Source organism: Halorubrum xinjiangense, assembly GCF_049604745.1.
Taxonomy (GTDB): domain Archaea; phylum Halobacteriota; class Halobacteria; order Halobacteriales; family Haloferacaceae; genus Halorubrum; species Halorubrum xinjiangense_A.
In genome coordinates, this window is record NZ_CP187140.1 from 1477677 (window position 1) to 1495146 (window position 17470).

Below are 17470 nucleotides of genomic sequence, written 5' to 3' on the forward strand. Positions count from 1 at the left end.
GAGTCGGCGATCACTCCTCGGCGCGCTCGGCCGCGACTATCTCGCCGACCATCGACCACCCCTCCTCGTCGGGCCCGGAGCGGCCGAGCAGGATCCGCTCGTAGTCGTCGGAGCTGATCAGCCGGAAGTCGGCGTCCCGGTCGGCGTCGGTCCGGACGCCCTCGCCGCGGAACTCCCGCTGGAAGAACTCCGTCGACGAGAACTCGAAGACACCGCTCTCGCCGGAGTCGAGTTCGAGCCGCACGGGCCGGGGCTGGACGTTGTGGATCCGCTTCGCGATCGGGTGTAGATCCGGCATACCGGCGAGTCGGGTCGGGTCGGATAAAATCCGTCGGCTCCGGTGGCCGCTGAACGCCGCCGTACCACTTTAATAGCTCACGGCGCGTGCGGACGCTGAGAACCACCATGATAGAAGCATCGCTCATCTACCTTCGCGACGGCGACGACGCCGTCACCACCGTCATCATCGGCGGGCTCCTGCTCCTCGCGAGTCCGCTGATCGTCCCCTCGATACTCGTTTTCGGCTACCTAACGCGCGTCCTGCGACTGACCGCCGACGGCGACGACGCCCCACCGGTCTTCGGTGAGTGGGGCGACCTCTTCGTCGACGGCCTGAAGGCGTTCGCCGTCGCGTTCGTCTACTCGCTGCTGCCGCTCGCGGTCGTCGCGGTCGCCGCGACGGTGAGCCTCGGCGCGTTCGTCGTAGTGCCGGGGACCGGCGACGGCGGCGCCGGGACGTTCCTCGGCACGTTCGCCGTCGGGATCTTCGTCCTCGTCGCGGGGCTCGTCGCCCTCGCCGTGTCGCTCGTCGGGCTCTACGTGACGCCCGCGGCGCTGGCCGCGGTGGCAGACTCGGGGCGCGTCGGCGACGGGTTCGCCGTCGGGACGATCTGGGGCGTCGTCACGAAGCGGGCGTACGCGACCGGGTGGGTCACCGCCGCGGTCGTCGTCCTCGCCGGTTCGCTCGCGATTGGCGTGCTCTCCGTGGTCCCGGTGCTCGGAACGATCGCCGGCGTGTTCGTCCAGTTCTACGCGCTCGTCGCCGCGGCCGCGATCGTCGGCTGGACGTGGGCCGACGTGCGGCCGGTCGGGACCGAACCGCCCGAGCCGGAGCCCGCGGAGCGGCCCGCAGTGTAACGGGTCCGCGGTATAACGGGTCGGAAGGGCCCGCGGTGTAACGGGTCGGAATCGAAAGCGGCGCCGAAAGTCGGAGAGCCGCGAAAAGGGAGTTACTCGTCGAGGACGTCGTCGTACTCGCCGGCGTCGACGCGGTCGTCGAACGTCCGGGCGTCCTCGCCCTCGATGGTGACGCCGAGGGAGGCGCAGGTGCCGCCGACCTCCTTGGCGGCGGCCTTCGTGTCATACGCGAGCAGGTCGCTCGACTTCTGCTCGGCGACCTTCTTCACCTGCTCGATCGACATGTCGGCGACGAAGTTCTCCTGGGGCTCGCCGGAGCCGGTGTCGAAGCCGGCCTCGTCCTTGATGAGCTCCGCGGTGGGCGGCACGCCGACCTCGATGGTGAAGGAGCCGTCGTCGTCGTACTCGACGGTGACGGGCACCTCCATGCCGTCGAAGGCAGCGGTCTCGTCGTTGATCTCCGCGACGACGTCCTGGACGTCCACCGGCGTCGGTCCGAGCTCGGGACCGAGCGGCGGGCCGGGGTTGGCCTGCCCGCCGGGGACGAGCGCTTCGATAGTTCCAGCCATGTCCGTACGAATCCGTCGCCGACTTTTAACGGTTGTTCTTTCGAGCAGGGAGAGTCATCTGTTCTCACACCTTATATATCGGGTAACTGGCGGTGAACGACCCGTTCGGCGAGCGACGCTTGTCCAGTGTGCGTTTATAAAAGAACGCGCGATGCCGAGTGGAACGCTACCGAATCTCTCGCCGCTCGCTTATAAGTTGTTAACTGCGGATCGATGACAAACGCCTCCAAAGCCCCAGCCGCTCGTTTATAAACGGTTGACAGAGGGTCAACCGTGACCACCTCCAAAGCCCCAGCCGCGAGGACTCGGGGGCCTTGCTGCGCTCCTCGCTCACTTCGTTCGCTGCGGTGCTTGCTGCGGCCGCCTTCGCCCTCGCGGCTGCCCCTTTGAGTCCCGCCCCGCACAGCACAGCACCGCACCTCACGCCTCCCCAACCTCGTCAGTCGCCGTCGCTTCGCTCCGGCGACTGACTCCCTCGCGCGTGCTCCTCGCGGCCGCCTTTGGCGGCCACTCGGAGGCACGCGCCACCGCCAACGTTCATTTATAAGCCGTATCCATGCGGGGTCGAGCGGGCCCTCGCCTACGAGTCGACGACCGTCGACGGGTCGCTCGAACCTGCCTCGTCCGCGACGCGTCCGGGGAGGAACGTCCCGGTCTCCCGGCGGACGCCGAGGAGGAGCACGCCCCCGGCGAGGAGTGGGAGGGCGGCGCAGGCGGCGTAGATAGGGGTGAACCCGACCGCCTCGATGAGGGGGAGCGACACCATTGGGCCGAGGCCGCCGCCCACGTCGCCGAGGACGTTGTTCGTCCCCGAGGCGCGCCCCATCCGCTCGTCGGGGGTGAGGTCCGCAAGCAGGGCCATCATCGGGCCGCTCGTCCCGCCCTGTCCGGCGCCGATGAAGACGCAGGCGAGGCCCAGAGAGAGGACCGAGCCGGCCCGGGCGAGCAGCAGGAATCCGACGAACGAGACCACGAGGAACGTGAGCAGGATCGGCGTCCGGGAGTCGCGGGTGTCGGAGACTCGCCCGCCGACGAGCATGAAGAACGCGGCCGAGACGACCGTGCCGGCCATGAACAGCCCGGAGGTGCCCTGCGGGGCGAGACCGAACAGCGAGATGTCCTCGGCGCCGAGGAACAGAACGAGCGTGGAGAACAGCGCGCCGATGTACGCGAACATCAGCCCGAAGTTGACCAAGCCGACCGTCAGGGCCGGAACCGCGGTGTCGACCTCCCACGGCTTGATCGAGTCCCCGGAGCGGTCGCCGGTGACGTGCGTCTCCGGGACGTACCGGTAGGCGACCACGCTGGCCGTGAGCGCGAACGCGGCGGCGACGGTGAACGCGGCGACGTTGCCCGCGAGCGCCGAGACGACCCCGCCGAGCACGAGGCCGGCCGGGAACCCCATCGTGATCCCGCCGCGGACGATCCCCATGTTCGTCCCCCGCGAGCCGCTGTCGGAGAGGTCGGCCGCGATCGTGTAGGCGGTCGCGAACACCGCGGCGGAGCCGAGCCCCCAGAGGATCCGCGCGAGCAGGAACCACGTCTCGGGCGCGACGACCGCCCCGATCAGGGTGAACCACGCGTCCGGGCCGACGGTCACCGAACCGGCCGCGAGCGACGGCAGTGATGCCGCGAGCGGGCGGAGCGACTCGGCGGGCGGCATCGCGAGCGCGACCACGTAGCCGAGCGTGGCGACCCCCTCGACGAACAGGCCGACGACGAACGGCGTGCGCGTCCCGTACCGGTCGACGAGGGCGCCGGCCGGCGCGTTCGCGACGAGCCGCACCCACCGGTTCGCGGAGAGGATCGCGCCGACCATGAACGCCGAGATGCCGAGGACCGCGCCGAGGTTCGGTAAGATTGGGAAGACGACGCCGCCGCCGAAGCCGACGAAGAAGGTGCTCGCGATCACCGCGAGCAGGACCGGCGGCGGCCGCTCGAACCCGAAGCGGGTCATTCGCTGTCGTCCGAAGTCCCGTCGCTCCCCGGTTCGTCGGCTTCCGGACTCTCGGTCTCCGATTCGTCGGCGTCCCGCCGCAGTTCGTCGATCGCGTCGTCGAGCGGCGGCAGTTCGACCCCGTCGGCGAGCAGCGGCCCGACGATCCGCCGGAGCGCCGCCTCCGCAACCTCGCGGGTGTAGCCGTCCGGCTCGTCGTCCCGCACGGAGCCGGCGAGCGTGATCTGGCGGGTCCGCGCGCCGTCGAGGGTCGCCACGAGCAGGGCCGCAGTCTCCTCGACGTCGACGTCGCGGAAGACGCCGGCCTCGATGCCGTCCGCGAGGATGTCGGCGACGGTCCCGCGGAGCAGCCGGTCGCTTCGCGCCAGCTGCTCGCGGATCCGCTCGTTGAACGGCCCCTGCGTGCGCAGCTCCAGCAGCGCGATGTGGAACGCCTCGCGGTCGGCCTCGTCGGGCGCGAAGACGAACCACCCGACGAACTGGACCAACCGGTGGACGGGCGGGTCGTCCGCGCGGGCCGCGATCCGCTCCTCGGAGTCGGAGATGATGTGCTCTAAGAAGGCGACGAGCAGGTCCTCCTTCGTGTCGTAGTGGTAGTGGAGCAGCGACTTGCTCTTCGAACACTCGTCGGCGATGTCCTGCATCGTCAGGTCGGCGTAGCCGTGAGCGCGGAGGGCGCTGTACACCCCGTCCATGATCTCCGCTGCCGCGCTCGGCGAGTCGCTCATTGACTGACCGGTCAGTCAGCGAGCGGTAAATCCCTATCGGTCGGGGTCGTCCGGCGGCGACTCCGACCGCCGCCGACGGGGGCCGTCGCTCGCGGCGAGACGAGCTTCGGCGCCGCCGCTCGGAGGATGAGAACAGTCGAAAAGCCGATTCGCCTCGGGTGTCGTCGCCGACTTACAGACGGGTGACGTTCGACGCGCGCGGACCCTTGTCCGCCTCCTCGATGTCGAACTCGACTTCCTGACCCTCTTCGAGGTCCGGGCCGCCGACGTCTTCCATGTGGAAGAACACGTCTTCGTCCGCGTCGTCCGTCGAGATGAAACCGTAGCCGCCAGTGTCGTTGAAGAAATCAACTTCGCCTTTCGCCATTGCGACCGAAGAAGCGGGAGTGGGACATATAAGGCTTCCGCGACGGCCCGCAGCGTGGAACGGCGTCGCACGGAAACGCCGTCGCACGGAAACGCCGTCGCACGGGCTCTGCTCGGGGGTGTCCGCCTCGCCCCCGAGAGGCGGCCGAGTTCCGGGACGCCGGAGCGAGCAACGCCGTGTTAGTAACTACTATACGACCCCGGTTCAGAACCGTTAGGTATGAGTCAGTCGTACAATCGAGGCCTCATCGAGGACTTCGGCCGCTGGCGGGAGTTCGAGGCGGGGATGTGGGCGTGGATCTTCCACAAGTTCACGGGATGGGTGCTCATCGGGTACCTGTTCACGCACATCGCCGTGTTGAGTACGGGGATTCCGGCCGCCGGCGCCGGCGAGGCGGCGATCGCCGCCGGAAACGACGTGTACACCCAGACCATCGTCTCGCTGGAAGGGCTGCTGCTCGTGCGCATCCTCGAAGTCGGCCTGCTGGCCGTCGCCGTCTTCCACATGCTCAACGGGACCCGGCTCCTCCTCACCGACCTCGGCATCGGGCTGGACGCACAGGACAAGAGCTTCTACGCGTCGCTGATCCTCACCGGAGCGATCACCGTCGCGTCCGTTCCGACGTTCCTCGCGGGGGCGTTCTGAGATGGCCGAGCGCTACTCCTCGTTCCAGTCGGGCGGCCGCATGTGGTTCCTCCAGCGGGTCACGGCGGTGTTCCTGCTGGTCGTGTTGGCGTTCCACTTCTTCCTGCTCCACTTCGTCCACCACGCCGACGAGGTGTCGTTCCTCGCCAGTTCGGCTCGGATGGAGCAGCTGAGCTACTACTCGCTGATGATCCTCTTCCTCGTGACCGCGACGTTCCACGGGGTCAACGGCGTCTACAACGCCTTAGTCAACCAGGGGCTCACCGGCACGAAACGCACCGTGATCAAGTGGACGCTCGTCGCCGCGAGCGTCGTGTTGATCGCCCAGGGAATCCGCACCGCGAACGCCTGGGCGGGCATCGGACTCTACTGAACCGACCATGAGCACGCAAATTCCGAAGCAGACCGAGGAATCGACCGAGGCCGACGCCGAGACGGAGCCGGCCTCGAAAGGCGACGAGCGCCGCGCCGAGAAGCGTCGCCGCGCGGCCGAGCGCCGCGAGCAGCGACAGGAGGAGGAGGCCGAGAAGGCCGCCGCCGACGAGAGCACGGTCGAGCTGAAGGTGTTCCGCTACGACCCGCAGGTCGAGGGGAAACAGGAGCCGCGGTTCGACACGTTCCACGTCCCGTTCACGAAGGGGATGACCGTCCTCGACGCGCTGATGTACGCGCGCGACACGTACGACTCCTCGCTCACGTTCCGCCACTCCTGCCGGCAGGCGGTGTGCGGCTCGGACGCGATGTTCGTCAACGGCGGCCAGAAGCTGGCGTGTAAGACGCAGATTTCGGACCTCGACGAGCCGGTCCGCGTCGAGCCGCTCCCCCACGCCGAGGTGACGAAGGACCTCGTCGTCGACATGGAGCACTTCTACGACCAGATGGAGGCCGTCGAGCCGTACTTCCAGACGAACGAGTACCCGGACGGCGAGCTCGAAGAGCAGCGCCAAGACCGGGAGAACCGCGAGAAGATCAAGATGTCCACGCGCTGCATCTGGTGTGGCGCGTGTATGTCCTCGTGTAACATCGCCGCGGGCGACAACGAGTACCTCGGGCCGGCCGCGATCAACAAGGCGTACCGGTTCGCGATGGACGAGCGCGAGGGCGAGGAGATCAAACAGAAGCGGCTGGAGATCATCGAACAGGAGCACGGCGTCTGGCGGTGCCAGACGCAGTTCTCCTGTACTGAGGTGTGCCCGAAGGACATCCCCCTCACCGAGCACATCCAGGAGCTGAAGCGCGAGGCGGTCAAAAACAACCTGAAGTTCTGGTAAACCCGACAGACAGTATCAAGGGACTCCGGAACCTACGAAATTACATACCAACAATGCACGAACACGACGTCGTCGTCGTCGGGGCCGGCGGGGCGGGACTCCGGGCGGCGATCGCGGCACAGGAAGCGGGCGCGGACGTGGCGATGGTGTCGAAGCTCCATCCCGTCCGGTCGCACACGGGCGCGGCGGAGGGCGGAATCAACGCGGCGCTGCGCGACGCCGACTCCTGGCAGGACCACGCGTACGACACGATGAAGGGGTCCGATTACCTCGGCGACGCGCCGGCGGTCGAGGCGCTCTGTCAGGAGAGCCCCGAGGAGGTTATTCGCCTCGAACACTGGGGGATGCCGTTCTCCCGTGAGGACGACGGCCGCGTCTCCCAGCGGCCGTTCGGGGGCCTCTCGTTCCCGCGCACGACGTACGCGGGCGCCGAGACCGGCCACCAGATGCTCCACACGATGTACGAGCAGGTGGTCAAACGAGGCATTACGGTGTACGACGAGTGGCACGTGATGGACCTCGCGGTCACCGACGAGGACGACCCCGCGGAGCGGACGTGTCACGGCGTGGTCGCGTACGACATCCAGAGCGGCGAGATCAGCGGCTTCCGCGCCAGGGACGGCGTCATCCTCGCGACCGGCGGGATGGGGCAGGTGTTCGACCACACCACCAACGCGGTCGCCAACACCGGCGACGGCGTCGCGATGGCGTACCGCGCCGGCGTCCCGATGGAGGACATGGAGTTCATCCAGTTCCACCCGACGACGCTGCCGTCGACCGGCGTCCTCATCTCCGAGGGCGTCCGCGGCGAGGGCGGAATCCTCTACAACGAGGACGGCGAGCGGTTCATGTTCGAGCACGGCTACGCGAACAACGACGGGGAGCTCGCCTCCCGCGACGTCGTCTCCCGCGCCGAGCTCACCGAGGTCAACGAGGGGCGCGGCATCGAGGACGAGTACGTCCACCTCGACATGCGCCACCTCGGCGAGGAGCGCATCCTCGACCGGCTGGAGAACATCCTCCACCTCGCGGAGGACTTCGAGGGCGCGGACGGACTCACGGAGCCGATGCCGGTCAAGCCCGGGCAGCACTACGCGATGGGCGGCATCGAGACGAACGAGTTCGGCGAGACCGTCATCGACGGGCTGTACGCCGCCGGCGAGTGCGCCTGCGCCTCCGTCCACGGCGCGAACCGCCTCGGCGGCAACGCGCTGCCCGAACTCATCGTCTTCGGCAAGCGGGCCGGCCGCCACGCCGCCGGCGAGGAGATGGGCGAAGCCGAGGTCACGACCGGCCGGTCCAGCGACTGGGAGCCGGCCGACTACGAGTTCGGCGTCGAGGTCGGCGAGACGGACGGCTCGGACCCCGCCGCGGCCGACGGGGGCGCCGTGGCGACCGACGCCGAGAGCGTCGTCGGGAGCGCCGTCGACCGGGCGCAAGCGCGCGTCGACGAGCTGCTCTCGCGGAAGGGTCGCAACCACGCGGAGATCCGCTCCGCGGTCCAGGAGACGATGACGGCCAACGTCAACGTGTTCCGCGAGGAGGGCCGGCTGGAGGAGACGCTGGCGGACCTCCGCGAGGCCCGCGAGGCGTACAAGGACGTCGCGGTGTCGGACCCGTCGCGGACGTTCAACACCGACCTCATCCACACCATCGAGACGCGGAACATCCTCGACATCGCGGAGGCGCTGACGATGGGCGCGCTCGCCCGCGAGGAGTTCCGGGGCGCCCACTGGCGCAAGGAACACCAGGAGCGCAAAGACGAGGAGTGGCTGAAACACACGCTCATCTCGTGGAACGACGGCGAGCCGGAGCTGTGGTACAAGCCGGTCGTCCTCGAGGGCGAGAACAAGACGTACGAGCCGAAGAGCCGCTCGTACTGAGCCGGCCGGCCTGCTTTCCCCGGATCGATCCGGATCGTTAACGGTTTCCTATCCGTCGACGGTCGAAATCGAACGTCGATACGCGTCGATTTGCGGTTCGTCGATCGACGTTGCCCGCTCGAATATAAGGAATTTTGCGTTTTTAGACGCTCTTCGGCGATTTGAGGTAGTTTCGACGACTGTTGAATGGGGGATTTATTATCGTCGAACCCAACATATCGGACAAGATGATCGACACGGAAACCGCGTCCGCAGCGGCCCGCGCGCTGCCCACGGAGCTCCAGTCCCCCCGAGCCAAGCTCGTGTACCTCTATCTGACCACGAACGGCGACGCGACGGTCTCTGAGATGGGCGAGTCGCTCGGGATGAAGAAGCTCTCCTTATACAGCATCCTGAAGACCCTCCGCAAGGAGGGGCTCGTCGACTGCGACGGCGACTGTTACGTCCCCAACTGACGCGGCCGTTTTCTCGACGCGCAGGTCGGCGCCTCGCGACGCCGCTTCTCTCTCGTCGCCCCGTCCACCACAGCGGAGCGTTTAGGGTGGCGGAGCGCCCACGTCGACCGTGGACGCGAACCAGACGGAGTTCGAAAACCCGTTCGCGATGGACCCCGACTGCGAGAACTGCGAGGAGCTGTGCGGCGCCCGCGACCGCGTCGTTCACGGCTACGGCGACGTCGGCGCCGAGTTCCTCGTGGTCGGGACGGCGCCGACCGAGGCCGCCGAGCGCAACGGCGTGCCCTTCACCGGCGAGGGGGGCGGCGAGCGCGTCCAGTCGATCTTCGGCGACCTCGGCTTCGTCCGCTCGGAGCCGGACGCCGCGGAGCCCGACGTCCAGAACATATTCTTCACGAACCTGACGCGGTGTCGACACCCCGACCGCGGGCCGACGGACTGGGAAGCGGAGACCTGTGAGCCGTTCCTCAACGCGGAGATCCGGATGATAAACCCCCAGATCATCGTGCCGGTCGGCGAGCGACCCCTCCGCGAGCTGGCCGTCGAGTACACGACCCGCCGGCCGGACTCCTTCGATGTGGACGCCGAACACGCGACGACCATCCGCGGGCGCGGGTTCGAGCTGGTGCCGATGAAAGAGCCGGCGGAGATGACCGACGACGAGGCCGACGCCTTCCGCGATCACATGCGCGAGAACGTGTTGAGCCGGGACTATCGACAGACGAAAGGACGCCAGAGCCGCTGAGCGGTCGGTTTCGGTCCCCCGCCGCGACGCTCAGTCGTCTGAGTCGAGGTCGATGTCGTCGAGGACTCCCTCGGTCGCGTCCTTGCTGTCGGCGCCGAACGCGCAGTCGACGATGATGTGCCCGCCGAGCGTCGTCGGCGAGATCACCTGGTCGGCGCCGGCTCGCCGGAGCTTGTCGACGTTCTCACGCTGCGTGACCGCCGCGACGATCCGCACGTCCGGGTTGAGCTGACGGGCGGTGAGGATGGCGAGCGCGTCGCGCGCGTCGTCCTCGGTGGCGGCGACGACCGCGCGGGCCCCGCCGATGTTGACTCGTTCGAGCGGGTCGACGTCGCTGGGGTCCGCGGTGAACACCGGAATGTCGCGGTCGGCGAGCCGCCTCGCGGCGGTCTCGTCGGGCGTTACGACGGCGTACTCGACGCCGTCGCGGGCGGCGAGCTCTTCGAGAATCGGTTCCGTCAGGTCCCCGTAGCCGAGCACGAGGACGTGGTCGTCGAGGAGGTCGATCTGTCTGTCGGTCATTTTTCCGAGCGCCTTGGAGAGCTGCGCCTCGATGGCGGGCGTGAGGAGGACCCCGAGCGCCACCGCGAAGGCGGCGACGTTCATCACGAGCGAAGAGAGCGCGAACAGCTGCGCGATGTCCGAGGCCGGATGGATGTCGCCGTAGCCGACCGTCGAGGCGGTGACGACGGTGAAGTAAAACGCTTCGACGATCGTCTCGATTCCCTCGAACTGGTCTCTGAGGGCGTACGAGCCGACGGTCCCGTAGGAGACCGCGGTCACGAGCGCCGCGCCAGCGGCGAGTTGCGTCGGCGACGGGGAGAACTTCCTGTCGAACCGCCCGCGGTTGTACAAGAGCGCGGGCAGCGACAGGACGGACAGCGCCACCAGCGGGAACGACAGCACCGACGCCTGCATCAGTCCCTGTATCGCGGTCAGCGGGAGCAGGACGGCCGTCGAGTACCAGCCGACCCGATAGCCGTTCTTCAGCGCGAAGCCACTGCCGAGCATCGAGAAGCCGGTTATCGTCCCCGTGAAGCCGACAGTCTGGCGGTAGACATCCGGAACGTACGGGGCGAGCGGCCCGGAGACCCCCAGCCCGCCGATCTGCGCGAGCCCGGCGAGGATCGACAACACCGCGACCGCGAACGTCAGGAGGATCGACGCCCGAACGGTCACCCAGTCCCGGGTCAGCTCCATATCTCCGGGTGGCCGAGACCGAACTTAAACCCCGCGAGGCGACCGCGAGGCCGACGGTCCCGGGCGCGACCCGCTCCCCCGTCGACACACGTTTAACCCGCCCGTCGGTTGGGTGGCGTATGTCGCTTCCCGTCGAGATCGTCTTCGGAATCTACCTCGGCGTCATCACCGGGATCGTTCCCGCGCTGGTGGCCGGGACCCTCGGGTTCGTGTTCAAATACGTGACGGACGTGACGATCCCCGGGCTCGGGGTCGTCGTGCTGTCGCTCGCGATCGCCGGGGTCAACGGCGGGCTGCTCGCGCTCAACGACGAGACGATCCGGTCGTCGGAGCGCGCGCCGGCGATCCTCACGGCGATCGTCGTGGTGTTGATGCTCTCGATGTACGCCCACGCGCAGGGGGACCGGCTCGGCGCCAGCGTCCCCAAGCGCATCTCGCTCAAGCAGCTCCGCGACCGGACGCTCTCGACCGACGTGATCGAGCTCGTCGGCGGCCGGGGGCGCGTCTCCGTCGAGGTCGCCGGCGAAGTGAACGATATGGAAGGGTACCCACCGCTGCCGGCCGACACGCGCCGCGCGATCCTCGACGGCGACTGGACGTTCCCCGCCGACCTCCCGCTCGCGGAGCTCGAAGACCGGTTCGGCGAGCGCCTCCAGACCGAGCTCGACCTCGCCGACGTCGCGGTCCGGATCGACGAGCAGGCGCGAGCGACGGTGTCGGCCGCGCCGCCGACCGGCGCGCTCTCGAAGCGCGTGCCCGCGGGGAAGCGCGCGGTGTCGGTGTCGGCGCTCGTCCCGACCGGGATCGCTCGCGGGGACGTGGTCCGCGTGATCACCCCCGAGCTCGACGCCGAGGGCGCCGTGATCGCCGCCCGGTCGAGCGGGAAGCCGGAGCCGGGGGCCGGCGCGGCGTCGAAACCCGCCCCAGCCGCGGGCGACGACCCGGATCCGGACGACGACGCTCGGACCGACGGCGGCGAGGAGACCGTCGCCCCCCCGCCGGCGGCGACCGCCCCAACCACGACCGGCGGCGAGGGGCGCGTGACGCTCGCGCTCGACCGCTCGGAGGCGGCGGCGCTCCTCCGCGCCGACCGCGGGCGCGTGCTGGTGTTGTCGCGGGGCACTCGTCGGGAATACGAGCTCACGGCCCTGCTGCGCCGAGCGGGGAAGCGGTTCCGGAAGGTCTCCGTCGTCGCCGGGGGGCCGCTCGACGGCCACACGATCGGCGAGGCCGAGATCCGCGAGGCGTACGACGTCGCGGTCCTCGCGGCCCGCCACGAGTCGTGGACGATCGCGCCCGACGGCTCGCAGTCGCTGTCGGCGGGCGACGACCTGTTCGTCGTCGGGAGCCGCGACGCGCTCGACCGGTTCGCGGAGGTGGCCGCGTGAGCCTCTCGCTCGCCGCCGTCGACGTCGGCTTCGCCCGGCCCCGGGAGGCGGCGGTCACGCTCGTCACGTTCGCGGTCGTCGCCGCCCTCGTGGCCGGGAGCGCGGCGCTGGCCTACCGCTGGTACTTCCGCACGGAGATCCCCGAGGGGGTGACCGGCCTGATCGGCGTCTCGGTCGTCGCCTTATACCTCAACACGACCTCGCTGGGGTCGGTCGCGATCGGGGACAACCCGGCCCTCCTGGCGCCCGAGAGCGTGTTCTTCAACCTCGTCTCGCTCGGCGTTGCGGCGGTGATGGCCCCCGTCGGCCGGTACGCGGGCGACCGGCTCGCGGTCGACGTGTTCGCGCTCTCCGGGGCCAAGCAGCTCGAGGGCGAGCTGAGCGGGGTCGTGCGCGCGGTCGGCCGGTTCACGGCGGTGACGCTCCCGCCGGCCGACGAGATCGGCGACATGGACACGTACGACCCCGTCTCGCCGGAGAAGAAGGCGGAGCTCGCGGAGACGACCCTCCTGTTCCCGCGGAAGCTCTCGGCGGCTGAGCTCCGAGAACGGCTCGTCGCCCGGATCAAAGACGAGTACGGGGTCGGCTACGTCGACGCCGACCTCGGCGAGGACGGGACCGTCGAGTACTTCGCGGTCGGCTCCCGGGCCGCGGGGCTCGGCCCGACGCTCGCGCCGGGGTCGGCGGCGGTCGCGGTCGCGGCGGACCCGCCGAACAACGCCACCGTCGGCGACACGGTCCAGCTGTGGCGCGACGACCCGGAGCCGAAGCGCGTCGCGACCGGCGAGCTGCGCGGCGTCGCCGGCGACGCCGTCACCGTCGCGCTCGACGAGTCGGACGCCGAGCGGCTGACCGACGAGGGCGGCTACCGCCTCGTAACGCTTCCCGCGGAGCCGCAGGCTGACCGCGAGTTCGCCTCGCTGCTGCGGACCGCGGACGAGACGATGGCCTCGGTCGCGGTGGGCGCCGGGAGCGACCTCGACGGGAGCACCGTCGGCGAGGTTGGAGCCGTCGTGGCCGCGGTGCGCCCGGCGGAGGGGCCCGTCCAGCCGATCCCGCCGCGCGCGTACGCCTTCGGCGCCGGCGACCTGGTGTATCTCGTCGGCAGGCCGGACGCGATCCGTCGGTTCGAGGCCGCCGCCGCATCGCCGGCCGACGCTGACGGGCCAGACGGTGGTGCCGAGACGCCGTCCGCGGCCACGCGCGACGCCGAACTCGACGACATCGACGCGGAGGTTGAGCTCGACGCGGAGGCCGGACTCGATGGCGAAATCGATTCCAACGACGCCGACGCGGCGGACGCAGACGACCCCGCCGATCCCGACGGGGCGCAACGCTCTTGAGTCGTCCGCGCGGGGATCCGCCATGGAGTGGAAGCTGTTCGCCGACCTCGCGGAGATCGCGGGCGACCGCGCGGTGACCGTCGACGCGGAGCCGGGCGACACGGTCGGTGACGCGCTCGACGCGCTGCTGGACGCGCATCCGGACCTCCGGGACCGCGTCATGGAGGACGGGACCGTCGCGGACCACATCAACGTCCTCCGGAACGGACGGAGCGTCCGCCACGACGAGGGGCTCGACGCGACGCTGGAAGCGGGCGACGAACTCGCGCTGTTCCCGCCGGTGAGCGGCGGGGCCGTTGGCCGATCGGTCGTTTCAAACGCGCGCCGGCCCCATCCGGAGCCATGACCGACAGCGACGAGGGGACGGGAGGGGCAGGCGACGGTGACGGACACGATCACGGCGGCCACGAGCCGCACCGCGAGGAGTTCGGCGAGGACCCGGTCGGCCACACCCGCGCGACCGCCGGGATGACGGTGAGCGAGCTCGTCGACGGCTACGGAGACGCGGGGATCGGCGCCGCCGCGGTCAACGAGGCGGGCGACGTGCTCGCGGAGATGTTCGACAACGAGGACTGCACCGTGTTCCTCTCGCTCGCGGGCGCGATGGTCCCTGCCGGCATGCGCCGAATCGTCGCCGACCTCATCCGGGACGGCTACGTCGACGCGCTGGTGACGACCGGGGCGAACCTCACCCACGACGCCATCGAGGCCATCGGCGGGAAACACCACCACGGGCGCACTCACGACCCCGAGAAGACTCCCCGCGAGCACGACGAGGGGCTCCGCGACGAGGGGGTCGACCGCATCTACAACGTCTACCTCCCGCAGGAGCACTTCGCAGAGTTCGAGGGGCACCTCCGCGAGGAGGTGTTCCCGGCGCTGGAGGCCGACCCGGACGCGGAGGGGACCGACGCCGTCTCCATCGCGGACCTCACGCGCGAGCTCGGCCGCGCGAACGCCGAAGTGAACGAGCGCGACGACGTCCCGGAGGGGCCGGGGGTCGCGGCCGCCGCCTACGAGTGCGACGTGCCGATCTACTGTCCCGCGGTCCAAGACTCCGTGCTGGGGCTTCAGGCGTGGATGTACGCCCAGACCGCCGACTTCACGCTCGACGCGTTAGCCGACATGACCGAACTCACCGACCTCGCGTTCGAGGCCGACGACGCCGGCTGCCTGCTCGTCGGCGGCGGCGTCCCGAAGAACTTCACCCTCCAGACGATGCTCGTCACGCCGCGCGCGTACGACTACGCCGTCCAGATCACGATGGACCCCGAGGCGACCGGCGGGCTCTCCGGCGCGAGCCTCGAAGAGGCGCGCTCGTGGGGGAAACTGGAGAAGGACGCGCGCAACGCCTCGGTCTACGGCGACGCGACCGTGATGCTCCCGATGCTTATCGCCGCGGCCCGCGAGCGCGTGGAGTAAGACGACGAGTGCGGCCCTGACCGGGTCATTGCTTATAAACCGATCTGCGGTGGCGCGTGCCTGCGAGCGGTCGCCCCCGGCGACCGCGAGACAGCACGCGCGAGGGAGTCAGTCGCCGGAGCGAAGCGGAGGCGACTGACGAGGCTGGGGAGGCGTGGGGTGCGGTGCTGCGCGGTGCGGGGTGGGACTCAAAGGGGCAGTCGCGAGGGCGAAGCACGGCGACGTAAGGACCGCAGGAGTGAGCGAAGCGAACGACGAGGACCGCAGCGAGCCGCGCGAGCCCTCGCGGCTGGGGCTTTGGAGGTGTTCTCCGCCGATCCACGGTTAGTCATTTATAAACGAGCGGCTGAGGCTCCGGCGGTATCCGTCACCGTCGGTCGGTTTCGCCGTCTGAGAGAGCAGTAGAGACCGTCCATCCCACCGAGACCGACCTACTCTCGACCGTCTAGATCCATCGCCTCGGCGAGCAGCGCGTGCGACTCCAAGGCGTCGTCGTGGTCCGGCACGGTGTGCTGGATCATCATCTCGTCGACGCCGACGCGGTCGGCCAACTGCTCCAACAGCCCCGAGATCGTCTCCGGACTCCCGGAGATCGCGCGCGGCCACTCGTCGTCGTCGAGCGTCGCGGGCGTCGGCTCGGGCGCCCCGCCGAGCTCGTCGACCGCCTCCTCGACCGTGGGCGTCTCGTCGCCCAGCTCGCCGCGCTGCATCCGCCGGAACGTCGCCTCCGCGGGCGCGCGACGCCGGGCCGCCGCTTCGTCCGTCTCGGCCGCGACCGCGTTGACCGCGACCATCCCTCGCGGCTCGTCGAGCTCCCCGAGTCCACCCTCGGGGTCGAACGCCTCGCGGTACGCCGCGAACGCGCGCTCGGCGAATCCGGGGCGGATGAACCCGGCGAAGCAGTAGCGGAGGCCCAGCTCGCCCGCGATTTCGCCGCTCGACGGACTCGATCCGAGCATCCACGGGACCGCCGGCCCCTCGTCAGATCCCGGCACCGACAGGTCGCTGTACGGGTGTTCGGTGGGGTACTCGTCGCGCAGGTGGTTGACGACCGCGGTGATCCGCTCGCGGTGGTCCTCGTTCGGGTTCTCGACGCGCCGGTCCGTGCCGAGCGCGCGGTCGGAGGCGGGCGAGCCGTTGGCGCGGCCCATTCCGAGGTCGACGCGGCCGGGCGCCAGCCCGTCGAGGACGCCGAACGACTCGGCCACCTTGAACGGGGCGTAGTGGTTCATGAGCACGGCCCCGGAGCCGATCCGGATCGACTCGGTCGCGCCCGCGATGCGGCCGAGCAGCACCTCGGGGGTGGTGCCCGCCAGGCGGTCGCCCATCCCGTGGTGTTCGGCGACCCAGAAGCGCTCGTAGCCCAGTCGCTCGGCGTGGCGCGCGGCGTCGACCGTGTTCTCGAACGCGTCCGCCGCGGTGCCGCCCCGGGGGACCGGCGAGAGGTCGACGACTGAGAGGTCCATACCTCCGCTGGGCGACTGACCCGGTTAACGGTTGGCTCGCCGGCGGGGTGTTCGGGGAATCGAAACCACGGACCCGGGCGGTGGCGCGTGCCTGTGAGGCCGCCCCGCGGCCGAACAGCACGCGCGCAGGACGCGGCGACCGGAGCGAAGCGGAGGGAGCCGCGAGGTTGGGGAGGCCTGAGGTGCTGTGCGGAGCGGTGCGGGGCGGGACTCAAAGGGGCAGCCGGGAGGCGGGCGCAGGCGACGCAAGCACCGCAACGAGGGAGCGGTAGCGACCGAGTGAGGAGCGCAGCGAGCGTGCGCCCGCCTCCCGGCTGGGGCTTTGGAGGTTTTCGCCGTCGATCCGCGATCCGCTATTTATAAGCAAGCGGCTGGGTCATAGAGGTGTTCGCTGGCTTCGATTCTCTATTTATAAACGCACAGCTACGCGAATAAAAGCGAGAAGAAACCGAAGAAATTGCGGCTCAGTTGTCGCCGGTCTTCGACTGCCAGGCGTAGTCGCGCCGGGAGGCGGACTCGCCGAAGCCGCACGAGGAGCAGCGCTCCTTCTTGATGTGGTAGGACTTCTCGCCGCAGCGTCGACACTTCACGTGAACCGTCTTGTTCTTTTTTCCCTGAGAGGGCGTACCTGCGCCGGTCATGCTTTGATGGTGACGACGTTATCGCCGCGTATAATCGTTGTGTCTTCGATCGCGACCGCGAACTCGCCGTCGAGATCGTCGTCGACGCGGTCGTCCACGTCGGCCTCCGGCTCGATGACGACGTTCATGTGTTGGTCGTAACCGCCGAGCACACCGTAGTACGTCGTGCCGTCCTTCAGGTGTACCGTCACGGGGTCCTCGAGCGACGCTTCGAGCACGTCGAGGGGTCGTCCACTCATTGTCCGTATCGCCG

General features: G+C 69.4%; 20 protein-coding genes. 11 read left to right on the top strand and 9 right to left on the bottom strand.

The genetic code is table 11. The features are described 5' to 3' along the window. Positions 1-10 precede the first annotated feature (10 nt). Positions 11-298, bottom strand: a complete 288-nt coding sequence (locus ACOZ35_RS08570) for a transcriptional regulator (protein ID WP_424015955.1) — start codon at positions 296-298, stop codon at positions 11-13. A 107-nt stretch (positions 299-405) separates the two neighbouring features. Here ACOZ35_RS08570 and ACOZ35_RS08575 point away from each other — a divergent pair, with 107 nt between their 5' ends. After that, positions 406-1137, top strand: a complete 732-nt coding sequence (locus tag ACOZ35_RS08575) for a DUF4013 domain-containing protein (RefSeq protein WP_424015956.1) — start codon at positions 406-408, stop codon at positions 1135-1137. Between the two features lie 92 nt (positions 1138-1229). On the opposite strand, the gene ACOZ35_RS08580 is transcribed toward ACOZ35_RS08575, so the two are convergent. From ACOZ35_RS08580 to ACOZ35_RS08595, 4 genes are all read right to left on the bottom strand, one after another. Further along, entirely contained in the window at positions 1230-1706 is a 477-nt protein-coding gene (locus ACOZ35_RS08580; protein ID WP_006112818.1) for a 50S ribosomal protein L11, read from the bottom strand. 580 nt (positions 1707-2286) lie between these two features. Then, on the bottom strand, positions 2287-3663 hold the full coding sequence (locus tag ACOZ35_RS08585; RefSeq protein ID WP_424015957.1) for an MFS transporter: 1377 nt from the start codon (positions 3661-3663) through the stop codon (positions 2287-2289). After that, positions 3660-4391 carry a TetR/AcrR family transcriptional regulator gene (locus ACOZ35_RS08590; protein ID WP_424015958.1) on the bottom strand — a complete coding sequence of 244 codons (732 nt, stop codon included), beginning with the start codon at positions 4389-4391 and terminating at the stop codon, positions 3660-3662. The genes ACOZ35_RS08585 and ACOZ35_RS08590 overlap by 4 nt, the downstream gene beginning before the upstream one ends. A gap of 172 nt (positions 4392-4563) precedes the next feature. Further along, on the bottom strand, positions 4564-4758 hold the full coding sequence (locus ACOZ35_RS08595; RefSeq protein WP_004596869.1) for a cold-shock protein: 195 nt from the start codon (positions 4756-4758) through the stop codon (positions 4564-4566). 219 nt (positions 4759-4977) lie between these two features. Here ACOZ35_RS08595 and sdhC point away from each other — a divergent pair, with 219 nt between their 5' ends. The 6 genes from sdhC (at position 4978) to ACOZ35_RS08625 (ending at position 9757) form a co-directional block, all read left to right on the top strand. Beyond that, complete coding sequence (sdhC, locus tag ACOZ35_RS08600) at positions 4978-5403, top strand: succinate dehydrogenase, cytochrome b556 subunit (RefSeq protein ID WP_424015959.1); 426 nt, start codon at positions 4978-4980, stop codon at positions 5401-5403. Position 5404: 1 nt separating this feature from the next. Further along, positions 5405-5776, top strand: a complete 372-nt coding sequence (locus ACOZ35_RS08605; protein WP_004596874.1) for a succinate dehydrogenase hydrophobic membrane anchor subunit — start codon at positions 5405-5407, stop codon at positions 5774-5776. Between the two features lie 7 nt (positions 5777-5783). After that, complete coding sequence (locus ACOZ35_RS08610) at positions 5784-6674, top strand: succinate dehydrogenase/fumarate reductase iron-sulfur subunit (RefSeq protein ID WP_149797819.1); 891 nt, start codon at positions 5784-5786, stop codon at positions 6672-6674. A gap of 53 nt (positions 6675-6727) precedes the next feature. Further along, on the top strand, positions 6728-8557 hold the full coding sequence (locus ACOZ35_RS08615; RefSeq protein ID WP_424015960.1) for an FAD-binding protein: 1830 nt from the start codon (positions 6728-6730) through the stop codon (positions 8555-8557). Between the two features lie 227 nt (positions 8558-8784). Further along, positions 8785-9012, top strand: coding sequence for a helix-turn-helix domain-containing protein (locus ACOZ35_RS08620; RefSeq protein WP_424015961.1), 228 nt, complete (start codon positions 8785-8787; stop codon positions 9010-9012). 109 nt (positions 9013-9121) lie between these two features. Next, positions 9122-9757 carry a uracil-DNA glycosylase gene (locus tag ACOZ35_RS08625; protein ID WP_424015962.1) on the top strand — a complete coding sequence of 212 codons (636 nt, stop codon included), beginning with the start codon at positions 9122-9124 and terminating at the stop codon, positions 9755-9757. Between the two features lie 30 nt (positions 9758-9787). Here the strand turns inward: ACOZ35_RS08625 and ACOZ35_RS08630 are convergent, their stop codons facing one another. Continuing rightward, complete coding sequence (locus ACOZ35_RS08630) at positions 9788-10957, bottom strand: NAD-binding protein (RefSeq protein ID WP_424015963.1); 1170 nt, start codon at positions 10955-10957, stop codon at positions 9788-9790. A gap of 119 nt (positions 10958-11076) precedes the next feature. On the opposite strand from ACOZ35_RS08630, the gene ACOZ35_RS08635 reads away from it, so the two are divergent. The 4 genes from ACOZ35_RS08635 to ACOZ35_RS08650 are packed head-to-tail and all read left to right on the top strand — an operon-like array spanning position 11077 to position 15110. After that, positions 11077-12345: a potassium channel family protein gene (locus ACOZ35_RS08635; protein WP_424015964.1), complete on the top strand. Its 1269-nt coding sequence runs from the start codon at positions 11077-11079 to the stop codon at positions 12343-12345. Next, the gene (locus tag ACOZ35_RS08640; protein WP_424015965.1) at positions 12342-13688 is read left to right on the top strand and encodes a cation:proton antiporter regulatory subunit; all 1347 of its coding nucleotides are present in this window, start codon (positions 12342-12344) and stop codon (positions 13686-13688) included. Before ACOZ35_RS08635 ends, ACOZ35_RS08640 begins: the two co-directional genes overlap by 4 nt. Before the next feature lie 22 nt (positions 13689-13710). Further along, positions 13711-14034 (top strand): ubiquitin-like small modifier protein 1, encoded by a 324-nt coding sequence (locus ACOZ35_RS08645; RefSeq protein WP_424015966.1) that lies wholly within the window; start codon positions 13711-13713, stop codon positions 14032-14034. After that, on the top strand, positions 14031-15110 hold the full coding sequence (locus ACOZ35_RS08650) for a deoxyhypusine synthase (RefSeq protein ID WP_424015967.1): 1080 nt from the start codon (positions 14031-14033) through the stop codon (positions 15108-15110). The genes ACOZ35_RS08645 and ACOZ35_RS08650 overlap by 4 nt, the downstream gene beginning before the upstream one ends. 431 nt (positions 15111-15541) lie before the next feature. Here ACOZ35_RS08650 and ACOZ35_RS08655 read toward each other — a convergent pair whose 3' ends face one another. From ACOZ35_RS08655 to ACOZ35_RS08665, 3 genes are all read right to left on the bottom strand, one after another. Beyond that, positions 15542-16576 carry an LLM class flavin-dependent oxidoreductase gene (locus ACOZ35_RS08655; RefSeq protein ID WP_424015968.1) on the bottom strand — a complete coding sequence of 345 codons (1035 nt, stop codon included), beginning with the start codon at positions 16574-16576 and terminating at the stop codon, positions 15542-15544. A gap of 464 nt (positions 16577-17040) precedes the next feature. Next, on the bottom strand, positions 17041-17217 hold the full coding sequence (locus ACOZ35_RS08660) for a 50S ribosomal protein L37e (protein ID WP_004596897.1): 177 nt from the start codon (positions 17215-17217) through the stop codon (positions 17041-17043). Continuing rightward, a complete protein-coding gene (locus ACOZ35_RS08665; RefSeq protein ID WP_424015969.1) occupies positions 17214-17456 on the bottom strand; it encodes an LSM domain-containing protein in 243 nt (80 codons plus the stop codon). The genes ACOZ35_RS08660 and ACOZ35_RS08665 overlap by 4 nt, the downstream gene beginning before the upstream one ends. Between the last annotated feature and the right edge of the window lie 14 nt (positions 17457-17470).

Coding starts and splice junctions, on each gene's coding strand:
- ACOZ35_RS08585 (WP_424015957.1), bottom strand. CDS start 3,663: ATGACCCGCTTCGGGTTCGAGCGGCCGCCGCCGGTCCTGCTCGCGGTG.
- ACOZ35_RS08580 (WP_006112818.1), bottom strand. CDS start 1,706: ATGGCTGGAACTATCGAAGCGCTCGTCCCCGGCGGGCAGGCCAACCCC.
- ACOZ35_RS08570 (WP_424015955.1), bottom strand. CDS start 298: ATGCCGGATCTACACCCGATCGCGAAGCGGATCCACAACGTCCAGCCC.
- ACOZ35_RS08630 (WP_424015963.1), bottom strand. CDS start 10,957: ATGGAGCTGACCCGGGACTGGGTGACCGTTCGGGCGTCGATCCTCCTG.
- ACOZ35_RS08650 (WP_424015967.1), top strand. CDS start 14,031: ATGACCGACAGCGACGAGGGGACGGGAGGGGCAGGCGACGGTGACGGA.
- ACOZ35_RS08605 (WP_004596874.1), top strand. CDS start 5,405: ATGGCCGAGCGCTACTCCTCGTTCCAGTCGGGCGGCCGCATGTGGTTC.
- ACOZ35_RS08635 (WP_424015964.1), top strand. CDS start 11,077: ATGTCGCTTCCCGTCGAGATCGTCTTCGGAATCTACCTCGGCGTCATC.
- ACOZ35_RS08665 (WP_424015969.1), bottom strand. CDS start 17,456: ATGAGTGGACGACCCCTCGACGTGCTCGAAGCGTCGCTCGAGGACCCC.
- ACOZ35_RS08655 (WP_424015968.1), bottom strand. CDS start 16,576: ATGGACCTCTCAGTCGTCGACCTCTCGCCGGTCCCCCGGGGCGGCACC.
- ACOZ35_RS08595 (WP_004596869.1), bottom strand. CDS start 4,758: ATGGCGAAAGGCGAAGTTGATTTCTTCAACGACACTGGCGGCTACGGT.
- ACOZ35_RS08615 (WP_424015960.1), top strand. CDS start 6,728: ATGCACGAACACGACGTCGTCGTCGTCGGGGCCGGCGGGGCGGGACTC.
- ACOZ35_RS08620 (WP_424015961.1), top strand. CDS start 8,785: ATGATCGACACGGAAACCGCGTCCGCAGCGGCCCGCGCGCTGCCCACG.
- ACOZ35_RS08590 (WP_424015958.1), bottom strand. CDS start 4,391: ATGAGCGACTCGCCGAGCGCGGCAGCGGAGATCATGGACGGGGTGTAC.
- ACOZ35_RS08610 (WP_149797819.1), top strand. CDS start 5,784: ATGAGCACGCAAATTCCGAAGCAGACCGAGGAATCGACCGAGGCCGAC.
- ACOZ35_RS08645 (WP_424015966.1), top strand. CDS start 13,711: ATGGAGTGGAAGCTGTTCGCCGACCTCGCGGAGATCGCGGGCGACCGC.
- ACOZ35_RS08660 (WP_004596897.1), bottom strand. CDS start 17,217: ATGACCGGCGCAGGTACGCCCTCTCAGGGAAAAAAGAACAAGACGGTT.
- ACOZ35_RS08575 (WP_424015956.1), top strand. CDS start 406: ATGATAGAAGCATCGCTCATCTACCTTCGCGACGGCGACGACGCCGTC.
- sdhC (WP_424015959.1), top strand. CDS start 4,978: ATGAGTCAGTCGTACAATCGAGGCCTCATCGAGGACTTCGGCCGCTGG.